Below are 13,305 nucleotides of genomic sequence, written 5' to 3'. Positions count from 1 at the left end.
GACGTCGTTATAGATCGATTTATATCTGTTAAAAAATTTGTTCTAATATTCTTTGAGTAATAGCATAGGTAGGAATTACCCCTGTCATGCCTAATCCACCAGAAGCCAATGTTGCTCCGGTTTCTAATGGGTTGTCTGATGCATAATATGCGTACCTTATTTTTATATCTTTAGAGATATTTCCTCTAATTTTTGATGCAGATTGTATTGCCTTTTGATAATGCGCTCCTTCCATTTCTAAACCAATTACATTCCAAGTAGAATCATGAAAAAACTTTAACAAATCTCTATTTTGAAGCGATGTTCCTAAAACTGAAATCATAGAGCCGTCAAAAACTTGAACACCAAAACCTTCTAAATTCTCTTTCTTTAATTCATTTTTAAACGGATAATTGTCTGCTGTACCTTCAAAAATATGAGCAGAAGGAATCATTATATCTCCTTTTCCTCCTTCTAAAATACCCGCTTTACCCATAATAGAAATAGACTTTATATCTAAGTGAATCTTATCATTATCAACATGGTAAGGCTTCAATAGTTCGTCCATAGTTTCATAAGCCTGCTCACCAAAAGCATAATCCATTACAATAATAACCGCATTCTCTGAAAATGAATTTTCTTTTTTAAACGAAGAAACATCAAAGTTTATTTTATTTGTATCAATTATTTGAACATTAATATTGGTTCCTGAATTATCTTTAACATAAATTAATCCGTGTTCGGAGGCAAAGTCTTTAACTTTTTTCTGCAACGATTTACTATTAGAGTTGCTTAACAACTGAAATAATTCAAAATTTTTATTTTTTTCAGATTCTTCTGGCAAAGCCCCTTTTGCATAAATTGAATTCATAACACTGTGCATATTTGCACTTATAATATGAATTGGTCTTTGCAGTAAACTATGTTTTTCTAAAATAAATTTAATATTATTTGCCCAAATTTCTCCGTAAATATGATGCCCAATTTCTTCAATTAAAACAGAACTAAAAGTAACCGTTCTTTTTTTATTATCCTCAAGTTCATTAATGGCAAGTTTACCTAACCAATAAATTAAATTAAAAAATTTATTCGGATTTTCTGCGGTACTGAAAAATTTATAGATTCCTGAAACTTCATCAAAAGTTCTTCCTAATATATTGCCTAAATGCACAATTAAAACCTCTATTTCTTTTTCAGATGTTTTCTTTTGATGCAAAACAACATCTTCTAAATGTTTCCATTCTCTAATATAATCTTCGCCATCATGCAAAGAAACACGTTCTTGAATTTTGTGAGACTCTATAAATAAAAAAGTAAGGTGTGTTAAAATATCATAGATTTCAGATCTTCCTCTGGTAATCTCAATATTCATTTGGTCTTTGTCTATTCGATAACAATTTCTTCTTCTTTTAGACGGAATTATAGGCTCGAAATGCGAATTTTTATACCCTTCATCCGCAGTCAAATTAATGAATTGACATTCTTCAATTCCTTCCGGGAGTCTTTCTATAACATAGACTAAACCATCTAACTCTAATCTTTCTTCTGCAATAGAACCATAGATTTCTGGACGCAAAAGCAATAATGATTTGCGCAGCGTTTCTCCTGAAATACCCATCGGTTTATAGAAACCTCTACTAAATAAATGACGCATAGAAATGTATAATTTTTCTATGGCATTTGTAGATTCTTGCGCTCTTGTTCTCTTTATATTTTTATTTGGTTGCATGCTAAATTTTGAAGTGCAAATATAAAATTATTTACCCGATAACATTTGGTTATAGGCGTCTAGATTTTGCAGCAATTTTAAGGCTTCAAAAATTGTTTTATCCTTCTTTAAATGATTTTTATAAACCCCTTCTTCATAATAATATTTTTTAAGAATTTCCTCACTTAACAATTCATTTATAATATCTTTATTTTTAGAGATTTCAGCAATTTTATTTTCAAATAACTGTTCTTGTATTTTCTCATATTCTTTAGTTATTTTCTCAGTATCTGCAGATAAAAATGCCTTTTTAAATAAGCTCTCTGCCGCTGTTACAAATGTGGTATCGTTTTTTAAAAACTTTGTAAAATTTTTAAAATCTGAAGGTGTAAATTCATAATCTTCTGCAAGCGCTATTTGTGTATTTTGATAAAAGTAATCTGTAGCAAAGTTAAACATAGCCTTAGAACTTAATAACTTTTCTGTTGCTTCTGTGATTATCGATCTTTTAATTTCAACATCGGGCAATACACCTCCGCCGTCGTAAACTGTTCTTCCGTTTTCTGTTTTAAATTCTTGCACGCCATTGTCAGAAAATTTAGGAACTTCTCCTGTTTTAGCATCTCTATTTGTGTAATCTAGTTCTTGAATACAGCGTCCGCTTGGTGTGTAATATTTCGAAATCGTTAATTTTAATTGCGTTCCGTATGTGAGTTCTTTTTGGCGTTGTACCAATCCTTTTCCAAAAGAACGCTGCCCCATAATAACAGCCCTATCGTAATCTTGTAAAGACCCACTTACTATTTCAGATGCCGATGCAGAGCGGCCATTAACCAAAACAACTATCGGAATTTCTAAATCTAAAGGTTCGTTGGAAGTTTTATAGGTATTACTCATTTCTTTAATTTTCCCCTTTGTGGTCACAATTACTTTGCCCTTTGGGATAAAAAAATTAGAAATATTGATAGATTCAAAAAGTGATCCTCCGGGATTAGAGCGCAAATCAAAAACCAACTTTTTCATGCCTTTTTTCTTCAACGCTAAAAAGGCTTTTTTTACTTCTGATGATGCCTTGTTATTAAAACGCGTTAAAGTGATATAACCCGTTTCTTCATTCATCATTTCGTAAAAAGGAACAGGGTTTACAACTACCTTTTCTCTTTTCAATTCCTTTACAATTGTATTGCCTTGCCGTTCAATTTCTAAAGATATTTTTGTGTTTGGGGTTCCTTTTAAAAACATAGAGAGCTGATCTCTTTCCATATTTTCTAACAATTGTCCGTTTACAGATGTAATCAAATCGCCTGCTTTTAAATCGGCTTTATCCGCAGAAAATCCTTTATAAATTTCTCTAATTTGAATACCTTTATTGGTATAATAAACAGCTGCTCCTATACCCGCATATTCGCCCTCTCTTCTAATTTTTGCCTCTTCTACATCTTGTTCATTGTAAAAATTAGTGTACGGATCTAAATCTTTTAAAGTGTTTTTAATAGCTTTCTCTGTTAATTCTGCCGGATTTATTTCATCTACATAATACATATTCAACTCTTTAAACAAAGAATTGTAAATTTCTATTTGTTTGGCAACTTCAAAGAATTTAGATTTAAAGGAAAACGTTAAAAAAATTGTACCTAATAAAAGAACAACCATTATTGTTTTCGAGCGATTAAATTTCATCATTTTTTATAGTTTTTGTTTCCTCTATGAATAAAGTTAATAGTTTTTCCATTTTTACATACAAATCTTCGTAGCTCCATTTTTCTTTACCAAGATACGAAATCATAAAAATATGGGGCATCTCTAATTGATCGTAAACAATTCCTTTTTGCAGTCGATAGGTTTCCCGCATCAATCTTTTTAATCTATTTCTGTCTGGAGCTTTTTTAAAGTTTCTTTTTGGCACGGAAACGCCAACTTGTGCAGGAAAATTTGATGTATGTTCTGTCTGCAAATACATCATTCTTAACGGATAAGCCTTTAAGGAATTGCCTTCCTTATAAAGTCTTTCAATTAATTTTCTACTTTTTAATCGTTCTTGTTTTCCTAGCGTAAACTTCATTAACGCAAACTTAAATGAAAACTTCAACTTTTTAATGATTTCATCTTGCGAACTTTTAAAATTATGTATTTTTATCATCCTAAATTAACAAATATTTTTAGAGTAATTGTAATAAATTTAAACAATTATTAATATTTTTGTTAAATATTAGACATTTAAAATCAATTTAAATACATAGAATCCATGAAACCAGATCTTTTTCAAGCACCTGATTATTATAATTTAGATGATTTATTAACGGAAGAACACCTACTGATTAGAGCATCTGCTCGTGATTGGGTAAAACGAGATGTTTCCCCGATTATAGAAGAATATGCCCAAAAAGCAGAATTCCCAAAACAAATAATTAATGGTTTGGCAGAAATTGGGGCTTTTGGTCCTTACATTCCAGAAGAATATGGTGGCGCTGGGTTAGATCAAATTTCATACGGATTAATTATGCAAGAAATAGAACGAGGAGATTCGGGTGTGCGTTCTACTGCTTCTGTGCAGTCTTCATTAGTGATGTATCCTATTTATGCCTACGGAAATGAGGAACAACGTAAAAAATATTTACCAAAATTAGCTTCTGGTGAATGGATGGGAAGTTTCGGTTTAACAGAACCTAATCATGGTTCAAATCCTTCAGGAATGGAAACCAACTTTAAGGACAAAGGAGATCATTATTTACTTAACGGCGCAAAAATGTGGATTTCGAATGCTCCTTTTTGTCAAGTTGCCGTAGTTTGGGCAAAAAATGAAGAAGGCAGAATTCACGGACTACTTGTAGAGCGTGGCATGGAAGGTTTTTCTACACCAGAAACCCACAACAAATGGTCTTTGAGAGCTTCTTCTACTGGAGAACTTATTTTTGATAATGTAAAAGTACCGAAAGAGAATTTATTACCCAATAAATCGGGATTGGGAGCTCCTTTAGGTTGTTTAGATTCTGCTAGATATGGTATTGCTTGGGGTGCAATTGGTGCCGCTATGGATTGTTATGACACTGCTTTGCGATACGCAAAAGAACGCGAACAATTCGGAAAACCAATAGGACAGTTTCAATTACAACAGAAAAAATTAGCAGAAATGATTACCGAAATTACCAAAGCACAATTATTAGCTTGGAGGTTAGGAACTCTAAAGAATGAGGGAAAAGCAACCTCTGCTCAAATTTCTATGGCAAAAAGAAATAATGTGGATATGGCTTTAAAAATAGCTAGAGATGCCAGACAAATGTTAGGCGGAATGGGAATTACTGGCGAATATTCTATCATGCGTCATATGATGAATTTAGAAAGCGTGGTAACCTATGAAGGAACGCATGATATTCACTTATTAATTACTGGTTTAGACATCACTGGATTGAATGCTTTTAAATAAAGTTATCCATTTATCTTTATAAAATTGGAATGAAAAAAGGGTTTTATCTTTGTACTGTTTTTATTTTATTGATGAATTTTTCTTGTGAAAACATCGATGAAGAAATTATACAAACGGAAGATGAAGTTCCAGTAATAACAAATCCTGAAGATACGATTTCGGAATCTAAAAATTTTAAGATTTTATCTTTAGGTGATAGTTATACCATTGGGCAAAGTGTTTGTGAAACATGCAGATTTCCAGAACAATTAAAAGATAGTTTACTTCAAAATTTTGAAGAAGAAGAAACTTCTATTAATTTGCAAGTAATTGCGAGAACCGGTTGGACGACCACGAATCTAATTGATGCCATCAAAGATGAAAATATTGCTACCGATTTTGATCTGGTAACTTTATTAATAGGAGTCAATAATCAATTTCAACGTAAAGCCTTTTCTATATATCAAACAGAATTTCCAACCTTGGTAAACACAGCGATACAAGCTGCAAAAAATGATAAAAATAATTTAATTGTTATTTCAATTCCTGATTATGCCTACACCCCTTTTGGTCAGGGAAATACTACGATTTCTGAGGAAATAGACAGCTACAATGAATTTGCAAAAAATTACTGTGATCAAAACGGAATTACCTTTGTAAACATTACTGATATAACACGTGAAGGTTTCGTAAATCCTGCTCTTGTGGCATCGGACAACTTGCATCCATCAACCTTGGCATATACCAAATTTGTTCAGCGATTGCTACCTTTTGCCATTGACAAAATAAAAAATTAATACCAGTTTAGGTTTATTATGCCGTATACATAAATTGAATTATTTTTTGATTCATTGAAATTAAAAAAGAATTAGCGTAGCCTTCGTTACGGTCATTTTTTTTAATAAAAAAGAAGCGAAAAAGAAACGATTTATTGGGGCATTATATGTCTAAAATGGTATGAGACGCCTTCTGAAGCAGAATATGCGGACATCTTTTACAATTAATGCCCTTTTTTTTATACTTGTTACAGCACTTACTTTTAGGCTTTATACAGTTTGATGTGCAAACATCATCACAAATAGGTGTATTTGACAATGTCCTTTTTGGCTTTTCTAGAGTGTAAAAAACAATCATATGCTATGAAATAAAACACAAATATAATTCTTATTTAGAATAAATAAAAATTATAGATAGAAATTATTACTCCTCTCTCCTTTTTTATCTCAAAAACCAAACTAAAAAGAAACTCCTCTTAATTCAAAAGAATCTCTTTTTCATTGAGCACTTGTTATTTTTTTACTCCCAATTTTAACAGAATCGTCTCTAATAAACACCATTTGGTAAAAGCAGATTGAATCATATTCAAACCAATAAAAACTCCAAACCACAACCAATTTATACTAACATAATAGGTTAAAGTAACCATTAACAAAACCATTACTCCTACTATCACTCTAAAATACTTGTTTAACATTTACGCTTATTATTTATGTTTATATCCATTTTTCTATAGGAACCACTACCGCTTTTACCGGATTATTAGTTTCTAGATTCTTGTTGAACTCTTCGATTAAATTGAATAAATCATCTATATTTTTATCTTCTGTAAAAGAGAAATACATGATGGATTCATTGCCTCCTTTGATACCTGAAAACCAATTGGAAGCTACCAATAAGGATGGGATATTTTTATAGCCATCGATATCAGAACTGCTAAAATTTTCAATTTTTGCTTCTTTAAAGAGTTTCAAAACATCCTTTTGAAACTCTTCTACTGCTGTAACTAAAACTAATTTCATGTTGTTTATTTTTTATTTCCCTTAGATTTCCTTCATCATCACAGATATTTGTACTTCTTTTCTGCTGAAATCTATGAAATCTGCGAGACAATTTACTATTATTTATAATTTTTCTTCTCAATCATAAAGTATACTAAAGGCACTACTAGTAAAGTTAATACCGTAGAAACAATAGTGCCGCCCATTAATGAAATTGCCAATCCTTGAAAAATAGGATCAAATAAGATTACAAACGCTCCAATAACTACGGTTCCGGCTGTTAAAAGAATTGGCGTTGTTCTTACGGCTCCTGCTTCAATGGCTGCTTGTTTTAACGGAACTCCTTCAGCCAATCTTAAGTTGATAAAATCAATCAGTAAAACAGAGTTTCGTACCATAATTCCGGCCAAAGCAATCATTCCAATAAATGAAGTTGCTGTAAAAAAGGCGCCCATAATCCAGTGACCTAAAATAATTCCTATCAACGATAACGGCACTGCCACCATCATTACAATGGGTGCTTTAAAGTTTTGAAACCAACCTACAATCAAAATGTAAATCAAGATAAGCGCTCCTAAAAATGCGATTCCTAAATCTCTAAAAACCTCTAAAGTAATTTGCCATTCACCATCCCATTTAACCGTATAATCGTCTTCAAAATCTGGCTGACCTAAATACATTTCATTTAATTGGTAACCTTCAGGAAGTTGTATTTCTTTTAATTTTTCTTCCATTCCTAAAATTGCGTATGCCGGACTTTCTAATTCTCCTGCCATATCTGCAATAACGTATACAACTCTTTTTTGATTTTTATGATAAATACTTTTACCAGCTACAGATTCTTTAATTTCAACCAAATCTGCAATCGGAATTAAATTTCCTTGTTTCGACTTCACTTTTAATTGTGAAATATCTGAAATAGTAGATTTTTCTTTTTCATCTAAAGTTAATAACAAACCCACCTGATTTACAGCATTTTCATCATATAAATTGGTAATGGGTCTGTTTGACAACGCCATATTCATAGTGTATGCAATTTGTTGAGGTGCAACTCCATACAACATTGCCTTTTCTTTGTTAATTTCGAACTGATATTCTTTTTGATCGGCTTCTACCATCCAATCTACATCGACAACATCTGTGGTATTTGTTAAGATATTTTGAACACTATTCGCAATTTTAATTTGCTCGTTGTAATCAGGTCCATAGACTTCTGCAACAATCGTTGATAAAACTGGAGGTCCTGGCGGAACTTCTACCAACTTTACATTGGCATTGTATTTTGCTGCAATTTTCTGTATTTCTGGACGCAATAATTTTGCAATTCCATGACTTTGAATATCTCGTTCTCCTTTATCCACCAAATTCACTTGAATATCTGCCATATTAGACCCGCCTCGTAAATCATAATGACGTACCAAACCATTAAACGTAATCGGTGCCGAAGTACCAATGTAATTTTGATAATTCTTTACTTCTGGCCTTGTAGACAGATACTGCGCAATTTCTTGTGTAACCACGCCTGTTCTCTCTAAAGTGGTTCCTTCTGGCATATCAATTACTACCTGAAATTCGTTTTTATTATCAAAAGGTAACATCTTTACTACAACAGAATTTGTAAAAAACAAGACCATAGTTCCCATTAATACAATGAATGTGGCTCCTAAAAATAACCAACGTTTTTTTGCACTTTCTAATAATGGTCTTTCTAACTTGTTGTACACTCTGTAAATAAAAGTCTCTTCCAAAGGCTTTTCAACCTTTTCTTCGGCTCCTTTTTTACCTTTTTCTCTTAAAAAAATATATCCTAAATACGGTGTAATCGTTAACGCAACAAATAAGGATAAAATCATTGCAATAGATGCTCCAATTGGCATTGGCGCCATATAAGGGCCCATCAAACCAGATACAAAAGCCATCGGTAACACAGAAGCAATAACTGTAAATGTTGCTAAAATTGTAGGATTCCCAACTTCGTTAATGGCATATAAAGCGGCTTGCTTAAATGGCAAGCGTTTCATTTTAAAATGCCTGTGCATATTCTCCGCAATAATAATAGAATCATCTACCACAATACCGGTTACAAAAACCAAGGCAAATAAGGTAATTCTATTTAAAGTATAATCTAACATGTAATAACTTAACAAGGTCAATGCAAACGTAATCGGTACGGATAAAAATACCACCAAGCCTCCACGCCATCCCATGGCTAACATCACCACTAAAGTTACCGCGATGATAGACCCAATAAGGTGTAATAATAATTCAGATACTTTATGGGAAGCGGTTTCTCCATAATTTCTGGTGACCTCTACGTGCACATCATCCGGAATTAAAGTAGTTCGTAAATGGTTTACTTTATCAATAATTACTTCTGATATTTTCATGGCATCTGCCCCTTTTCTTTTCGCAACAGAAATGGTCACTGCAGGATATTCAGAGTTGTATGTTTTCGATTTTTCACTTGCCTGACCAAACCCTAAAGACACATAATTTTGTGGAATTTCTGGACCATCAACAATTGCCGCTATTTGCTTTAAATAAATAGGCTGTTGCTGCTGCACGCCAACGACTAAATTTTCTATATCTTCTACGGACGCTAAAAATTTACCCGTATGTACTAAAAATTCAGTATCATTTTTATCAAAACTACCCGAATTTAATTGCGCATTATTGGCTTTTATCATTTCGGAAACTGATAAGAAATCCAAGCCACTTGCGGCTAATTTATCCTTGTCCAAGACCACTCTTAATTGACGGTTTCTTCCTCCAATTTTATGCGTGATAGAAACATCATTTACTTTCTTAATTTCACTTTCTAATTCTTGCGCCATTTGTGCAAGCTGAAAATCATCATAATTTTCGCTCCATAAGGTTAAACCTAAAATAGGTACATCATCAATAGCACGAGTTTTAACCAACGGAAACGTAACACCCGCAGGCATTTCATCCATGTGTTTGTTAATTTCATTGTATAGTTTTACGAAAGAGCGCTCAATATCTTCGCCCACATAAAACTGCACAATCACCATGGCTTTTTCCTTCATAGAAGTAGAATATACATACTCTACACCTTTAATATTAGAAATTAATTTCTCTAAAGGTTTTACCACTCTATTTTCTACCTCCGTAGGACTTGCTCCAGGATATCCCACAAAAATATCGGCAATAGGTACGTCTATTTGTGGCTCCTCTTCTCTAGGAATTAAGAACGATGCATATACTCCAATCACCATAAAAACGATCATTAGAAGTATTGTTAATTTAGAGCCAATAAAGACTTTTGCAATTTTTCCTGCTAAACCTTCTTTCATTTTTTATATTTTTTGGGCGTTTTAACAGGCTATCCGTTTCAATCTTTTTTCGCCATATATGGCAGCAAAAAAAGGATTTCCACTTCTATCCTTAACGCAACATTTTAGTTATTGAATTGACACTTTTGCTCCATTAAATAATTTCCCGTCTGCTGAAGTTATATACGATTCATTCGCAGAAAAACCAGCTAAAACCTCTACTTGATTTCCGTAGGTTCTACCTAAGCGCAACCAACGTAAGAGTGCTGTACTACTTTGACTTACAGTGTAAATTCCAGATAATTGCCCTTTGGTAACAATAGCTTCTTTCGGAATTAAAATCAAGTAGGAATTTGCTTTTTCTTGTACCGGGAACTGTACCGTTGCAAACATGCCCGATAAAATATTGACCGCAGTTTTTTCTAGCTGAATTTTTACCAAATATTGCCCTCCTGTATTCTTAGCAGAGGTACTTACCTCTGTTACTTTTCCTGTTATCGATTGCTGCAAAGATTTCACCAAAACGGTGACTGTTGTTCCCTTTATAATTTCAGATATTTCTGTTTCTGGAACCATTGCAATTACTTCAAAATCATCAGGAGTTTCTATGCTAATTAAAGGCATTCCTGGATTTGCCATATCACCTGTATCTATATTTTTTGCCGTAACGATACCGCTAAATGGGGCTTTAATATTTGAATATGCAAACTGCGCATTAATCTCATTTTTCATTTGATTTGCAGACTCTAAACTTGCTTTTGCCATTTGATAGTTAGCCGTCATATCATCCATTTCTTTTTGAGTAATACTATTGCTTTCAAATAAATTTTTAAAACGATTGTAATTTTTATCAGCATTTTTAAAAGCGGCTTTCGCTTGTGTGATCCCTGCATCTACTTGGGCTTTTTTAGCTTGTAAATCGGTATTATTAATAGTAACTAACAATTGGCCTTTTTGCACTTTGTCTCCAACATTTACATAGACTTTCGTTACATATCCCATCATTCTTGTACTTACCTCAGCACTATTTGCTGCTTGTATTTTTCCACTTACAGATAAAAACGGATTGTTGTTATTTAATTTAACTGTACTCACTTTTACGTTTATAGCGGGCGTATTATCTGTTGCTATTTTTTTATCATCGCTACCGCAACTGAAAAGCAATAATGAGGCTGTTATTAGGATTATAATAAATGTATGTTTTTTCATTTTATTTGTTTTATTATTTTTTTTGACTGAATACTGCGACTGCATACTGCCAACTAGTACTATTCTTTGGTTAAAAATTCTAAATACGTTTGTGTAAAATTATATTCAAAAATGGTTTGGTAGTATTCTAATTGTTTTTGAGCAAATTGTGTTTCTGCTACTAATAGATCAGCTGTTTTTTCTAAACCTTCTTTAAATCTATTTTTTCTAATTCTTAAAGACTCCTTAGATTGTTTTACGGCTAAACCTGTTAACTCTAGTCTGTTTTTTGCATCTAACAATTGACGTTTTACCTTGTTCAATTCCAAATTACTTTTAGATACATATTGATTGTATTCTAGTTTAGATTTCTCAAATTCAGCTTTACTTTTTTCAGCCTTTCCAAATCGTTTGGCTCCTTGAAAAATATCCCAACTTAATTGTGCGCCCACTACATAACCGTTTGCATTTCCCTGAAACACATTGTTGTCGTACATTTCATAACTTCCGAAGGCATTTAAACGTGGTAAAAAAGCCATTTTATCCGCTTTATTCATTTCCTCATAGGCATTTGTAGCAAGTTGCATCGCTCTAATATCCGATCTATTTTCTGAAATATTTTTTTCTTCCACATCAAAATTAGATAAGGCTAAACTATCTTTTGGTTGATACACCACATAGCTTTTATCATCCATTAAAAATGATAGGTAATTAGAGGCATTTTGTACATTGCTCTTAGCAGTTTGTAACTGATTTTTAACTTCAGTAACCCGAACCTCTACATTTAAAACATCTGCACGCTGCAAAAACCCTTGCTTAAAACTGTTATCTGCCATTTGTTTATTCGCATTTGCTGCGTCTAAAGCTTTTTCTAAAACAGCAACACCTTTATATGCCAATTGCAATTGCATGTAGGCTTTTTCAACTTCAAAGGTTATATAATCTTGAGTTCTTTCTTGTTTTAAAGCCATGGCTTCCATGCCCGATTTTGCCGCTTTTCTTTGATAAAAACCATCTAAATTAATTAAAGGCTGTTCTACTTTGATAATCGTTGCAAAATTTTGTGTTTGCGTTGGATTGTTTAATAATGAAGGATTAAAATCATTCTGTGTTAAAATTCCTTGATTTAATTTAGAACCAAAAGCCATCAAAGGATTCGTCGTTAAAATACCTGTATGACTAGCCGTTATATTAGGTAAATAAACTGCTTTTGTTTGATTGTAATCTGCTTTGGCAGCCAAAACATCTTGTTGAGACATTTTAATTGTATTGTTATTTTCTTTTACTTTAGAAATAACGTCACTTTTAGATACCAATACTACTTCTTGTGCTTTTAAAAAGAAAGAAAGTAATATTAATGGTATCACTAATAATTTATTTTTCATCATTATATGCTATTAATTCGATACAAAATTAAGGCGCGAAAAAGCGCTAGACTGCAACAATTGTTACTTATAAAGAGAAATGTACGTTAGCTTAAATAAGTGTTGAAATTGTTTTTAATACTTTAGAGCTAGCTCATATTAGCGATCAAAACCATCGTAAACAAGTACTTGCCTTCCTTTCCCTTTTTTAATTAGTTCAACTTTTGGTTCAATAAAGAATGAAGTTATTATAAGCGCTAAACAAAAAAATAAAAAAAGTAAGGCTACTATTTTTTTGGTTAAAGATTTTTTGATGAGTTTTTTATAAACACTTTTAATAATTTTCCTATGTAAAAAAATATGTACAAATAATAATGCAATTAAAACAAGTCCTAAAATAAAATGGACTAGACCCCATTCATGCCTATCCAATCCTAAAAAATATAGTTCTACATTACTACCATATTTTATCCAACGTTCTTGCCCAGAAATTAATACATATTTTATAAGCATACCTGTTCCAAAAATAAAAGACATGCAGATTGCCATAGTTGCATTAATTGAAAAATTTAAAACAACCTTTTTCATTTTC

The 13,305-nt window shown here is 32.3% G+C and carries 11 protein-coding genes; 2 read left to right on the top strand and 9 right to left on the bottom strand.

Features of this window, described 5'->3' with window-relative positions; genetic code table 11:
- Positions 1-28 precede the first annotated feature (28 nt).
- Genes K8354_RS18420 through rnpA form a run of 3 tightly spaced genes read right to left on the bottom strand, consistent with a single transcriptional unit; the run spans position 29 to position 3,749 of the window.
- Positions 29-1,708 (bottom strand): DUF6909 family protein, encoded by a 1,680-nt coding sequence (locus K8354_RS18420; RefSeq protein ID WP_223444259.1) that lies wholly within the window; start codon positions 1,706-1,708, stop codon positions 29-31.
- A gap of 27 nt (positions 1,709-1,735) precedes the next feature.
- Positions 1,736-3,370, bottom strand: coding sequence for a S41 family peptidase (locus K8354_RS18415; RefSeq protein ID WP_223444256.1), 1,635 nt, complete (start codon positions 3,368-3,370; stop codon positions 1,736-1,738).
- Positions 3,357-3,749, bottom strand: coding sequence for a ribonuclease P protein component (gene rnpA / locus K8354_RS18410; RefSeq protein WP_223444254.1), 393 nt, complete (start codon positions 3,747-3,749; stop codon positions 3,357-3,359). Before rnpA ends, K8354_RS18415 begins: the two co-directional genes overlap by 14 nt.
- A gap of 183 nt (positions 3,750-3,932) precedes the next feature.
- Between rnpA and K8354_RS18405 the strand changes: the two genes are divergently transcribed.
- Positions 3,933-5,111, top strand: a complete 1,179-nt coding sequence (locus tag K8354_RS18405) for an acyl-CoA dehydrogenase family protein (RefSeq protein WP_223444252.1) — start codon at positions 3,933-3,935, stop codon at positions 5,109-5,111.
- 29 nt (positions 5,112-5,140) lie between these two features.
- Positions 5,141-5,887: an SGNH/GDSL hydrolase family protein gene (locus K8354_RS18400; protein ID WP_223444250.1), complete on the top strand. Its 747-nt coding sequence runs from the start codon at positions 5,141-5,143 to the stop codon at positions 5,885-5,887.
- 491 nt (positions 5,888-6,378) lie between these two features.
- Here the strand turns inward: K8354_RS18400 and K8354_RS18395 are convergent, their stop codons facing one another.
- The 6 genes from K8354_RS18395 to K8354_RS18370 form a co-directional block, all read right to left on the bottom strand.
- On the bottom strand, positions 6,379-6,564 hold the full coding sequence (locus K8354_RS18395) for a YgaP family membrane protein (RefSeq protein ID WP_223444248.1): 186 nt from the start codon (positions 6,562-6,564) through the stop codon (positions 6,379-6,381).
- 19 nt (positions 6,565-6,583) lie between these two features.
- Positions 6,584-6,889 carry a hypothetical protein gene (locus K8354_RS18390; RefSeq protein ID WP_223444246.1) on the bottom strand — a complete coding sequence of 102 codons (306 nt, stop codon included), beginning with the start codon at positions 6,887-6,889 and terminating at the stop codon, positions 6,584-6,586.
- 98 nt (positions 6,890-6,987) lie between these two features.
- Positions 6,988-10,182 (bottom strand): efflux RND transporter permease subunit, encoded by a 3,195-nt coding sequence (locus K8354_RS18385; RefSeq protein ID WP_223444244.1) that lies wholly within the window; start codon positions 10,180-10,182, stop codon positions 6,988-6,990.
- 108 nt (positions 10,183-10,290) lie between these two features.
- Positions 10,291-11,370 carry an efflux RND transporter periplasmic adaptor subunit gene (locus tag K8354_RS18380; RefSeq protein ID WP_223444241.1) on the bottom strand — a complete coding sequence of 360 codons (1,080 nt, stop codon included), beginning with the start codon at positions 11,368-11,370 and terminating at the stop codon, positions 10,291-10,293.
- A 59-nt stretch (positions 11,371-11,429) separates the two neighbouring features.
- Positions 11,430-12,734 (bottom strand): TolC family protein, encoded by a 1,305-nt coding sequence (locus K8354_RS18375; RefSeq protein WP_223447741.1) that lies wholly within the window; start codon positions 12,732-12,734, stop codon positions 11,430-11,432.
- Between the two features lie 138 nt (positions 12,735-12,872).
- Positions 12,873-13,301 carry a DUF4405 domain-containing protein gene (locus K8354_RS18370; protein ID WP_223444239.1) on the bottom strand — a complete coding sequence of 143 codons (429 nt, stop codon included), beginning with the start codon at positions 13,299-13,301 and terminating at the stop codon, positions 12,873-12,875.
- Between the last annotated feature and the right edge of the window lie 4 nt (positions 13,302-13,305).

Source organism: Polaribacter litorisediminis (genome assembly GCF_019968605.1).
GTDB classification, from domain to species: Bacteria; Bacteroidota; Bacteroidia; order Flavobacteriales; family Flavobacteriaceae; genus Polaribacter; species Polaribacter litorisediminis.
This window is presented reverse-complemented; position numbering and strand designations above follow the sequence as displayed.

Bases quoted from the DNA above. Each gene is read 5' to 3' on its own strand.
- K8354_RS18420 (WP_223444259.1), bottom strand. From the start codon at position 1,708: ATGCAACCAAATAAAAATATAAAGAGAACAAGAGCGCAAGAATCTACA.
- K8354_RS18385 (WP_223444244.1), bottom strand. From the start codon at position 10,182: ATGAAAGAAGGTTTAGCAGGAAAAATTGCAAAAGTCTTTATTGGCTCT.
- K8354_RS18370 (WP_223444239.1), bottom strand. From the start codon at position 13,301: ATGAAAAAGGTTGTTTTAAATTTTTCAATTAATGCAACTATGGCAATC.
- rnpA (WP_223444254.1), bottom strand. From the start codon at position 3,749: ATGAAGTTTACGCTAGGAAAACAAGAACGATTAAAAAGTAGAAAATTA.
- K8354_RS18380 (WP_223444241.1), bottom strand. From the start codon at position 11,370: ATGAAAAAACATACATTTATTATAATCCTAATAACAGCCTCATTATTG.
- K8354_RS18375 (WP_223447741.1), bottom strand. From the start codon at position 12,734: ATGAAAAATAAATTATTAGTGATACCATTAATATTACTTTCTTTCTTT.
- K8354_RS18405 (WP_223444252.1), top strand. From the start codon at position 3,933: ATGAAACCAGATCTTTTTCAAGCACCTGATTATTATAATTTAGATGAT.
- K8354_RS18390 (WP_223444246.1), bottom strand. From the start codon at position 6,889: ATGAAATTAGTTTTAGTTACAGCAGTAGAAGAGTTTCAAAAGGATGTT.
- K8354_RS18400 (WP_223444250.1), top strand. From the start codon at position 5,141: ATGAAAAAAGGGTTTTATCTTTGTACTGTTTTTATTTTATTGATGAAT.
- K8354_RS18395 (WP_223444248.1), bottom strand. From the start codon at position 6,564: ATGTTAAACAAGTATTTTAGAGTGATAGTAGGAGTAATGGTTTTGTTA.
- K8354_RS18415 (WP_223444256.1), bottom strand. From the start codon at position 3,370: ATGATGAAATTTAATCGCTCGAAAACAATAATGGTTGTTCTTTTATTA.